General features: G+C 76.0%; 1 protein-coding gene and 1 pseudogene. One reads left to right on the top strand and one right to left on the bottom strand.

All coding sequences use genetic code 11. From position 1 onward, the window contains the following. Window positions 1-49 precede the first annotated feature (49 nt). Complete coding sequence (locus PV341_RS44880; protein ID WP_499512588.1) at window positions 50-268, top strand: DUF2277 domain-containing protein; 219 nt, start codon at window positions 50-52, stop codon at window positions 266-268. 178 nt (window positions 269-446) lie between these two features. On the opposite strand, the pseudogene PV341_RS44875 reads toward PV341_RS44880, so the two are convergent. Continuing rightward, window positions 447-1915: pseudogene (locus PV341_RS44875) on the bottom strand (hypothetical protein); the annotation flags it as partial.

Raw genomic sequence — 1915 nt, 5'->3', positions numbered from 1 at the left:
TCGGCGGGCGCAGGGTGGGCGTGACAGTGGGTGCGGGCACACTGGAGCCATGTGCCGAAGCATCAAGACCCTGCGCCCGCCGATGACGCCCGAGGTCGGCGAAGAGGACATCAGGGCCGCGGCCCTGCAGTACGTGCGGAAGATCTCCGGGTTCCGGGCACCGGCGGCGCACAACCGGGAGGCGTTCGAGGAGGCGGTGGACGCGGTGGCGGCGGCCACGCGGGAGTTGCTGGACGGGATCCAGGTGAGGGGCCAGAGGGCCTCCTAGTCCCTGCGGGTGGTTCCCTGCAGCGGCGTGACGGTGAGTGGCGGGTTGGTGACGGTAGGTTGTGGCCTGCTCGAAACAGTCCGCCGCTGCACTGAGGTGTGCCATGTCCGTTGTCCGTAGGGCCCTCGTCGTCACCGCTCTCACCGCCGTGCTGCTGGCCAGCGCCGTCGTGTGCCAGTCAGCGGAGTGACGCCTGCTGGTGCAGGCCGGGGATCGTGAGCCGCTGCGCGGTCAGCAGCTGGTTGTACGCCACGACCTGCGTGAAGAAGACCGGGATGGGGATCGTCAGCCCGGGCGGCAGCGGGGGCGGCGTGTCCGGGGTGAAGGTGACCGGGAGCAGGCCGAGGAGGTTGCCGCTGAGGACGCGGGTGAGCAGGACGACCGGGCGTCCGGTGGCGGTCGTGGTGCTCCAGGGCCGGGCGTCGGACTCGAGTTCGCCCTGGCACGGGGCCCACAGCGGCGGCTCGGGGGAGACGCGGCCGATGCCGGGCAGCCCCATGTCCAGCAGCGGCAGGCCGATCCCGGGCAGGCCGTGGAAGGGCGGGGTCCAGTCGCGGGCGTGGTGCCGGGCGCAGGCGGGGGAGAGCAGGCCCGCGGTCTGGCGGAGGCTCGCGATGTCGGCGCGCCAGGCGGTGAAGACCAGGACCCGCTCCGCCCCGGCGCGGGTGGGGACGGCGGTGATGCCGTGGTACGTCAGCCCGGTCAGGACCAGCAGCGGGGTGCGCACGCGGAACGGCTGCTCGGCGGTGATGACGCGGTCGCGGTAGCGGGCCGCGCCGATCGACAGCTCCAGGGAGACCTTCGGCAGGCACCAGGGCGAGTTGGGGCTGCCCAGGCGGATGCGGGCGGGGAGCAGGGAGAGCGGTTCGTCCATGCCGCCGTCGGAGGGGTGGCGGGGGACGACCAGGTCCAGCAGCGAGTCGGGGCCGATCTTGTTGCCGGACAGGATGCCGGTGGGCGGTGCGCCCGCGGACGGCGCGGGGACCTCGGGCCGGGTACGGCGGGCGGACCCGCCCGCGCGGGGTGCGGGCGGCGCGTACGGGGTGGCGCCCGGCCGCCGCGGCGCCGGTGCCCGTGTCGACGGCTGCTTGCCGCGCAGGCCCAGCAGGTCGCCCACCGCGCCGAGCAGCCCGCCCGACGGCTGCTGGGGGGCCGCGCGCTGGGACGGTACGGGGCTCGGGCCGGCGCCCTTCGGGGTGCCGCCGGGCGAGAGATCGAGCGAGCCGCGGACCGGGAGCGGGCCTTGCGTCTCGACGCCGGCGTGGAGGCCGCCCCGGGCGCGGTTCCTGGCCTTGCCGGTCGCGGTGCCGGTGCCGTGCACGGTGGGGTTGCGGGCCTGGTAGAGGCCGTCCAGTACGTCGCACACGGCCTCGCCCGCGCTGCGGTAGCCCTCGGCGGACTTCGCGGTGCCGTCGCGCTTGGGGGCGCCGGCGTCGTGGGCCATGGCCATGGGTGCCATCGGCTGCAGTCCGCCGGCGAGCAGCGCCCCGCCGACCGGGAGGGCGCCGATGGCCCGCAGCCGTACGGCCCGGTTGCGGACGGCCGAGCGGACCGCCGGGGTACCCGCACGGTCCTGACCTGGGGCGTCCTGACCTGAGGCAGGGCCCGTGGCCGTGGGCGGCGCCGGCTCCGTACCCCCCGCGGGGG

Origin of the sequence: Streptomyces sp. PA03-1a (assembly GCF_033792805.1) — a bacterium.
Classification (GTDB): Bacteria; Actinomycetota; Actinomycetes; order Streptomycetales; family Streptomycetaceae; genus Actinacidiphila.
This window is presented reverse-complemented; position numbering and strand designations above follow the sequence as displayed.

Excerpts from the sequence above, each read along its gene's own strand:
- PV341_RS44880 (WP_499512588.1), top strand. The coding sequence starts at position 50 with ATGTGCCGAAGCATCAAGACCCTGCGCCCGCCGATGACGCCCGAGGTC.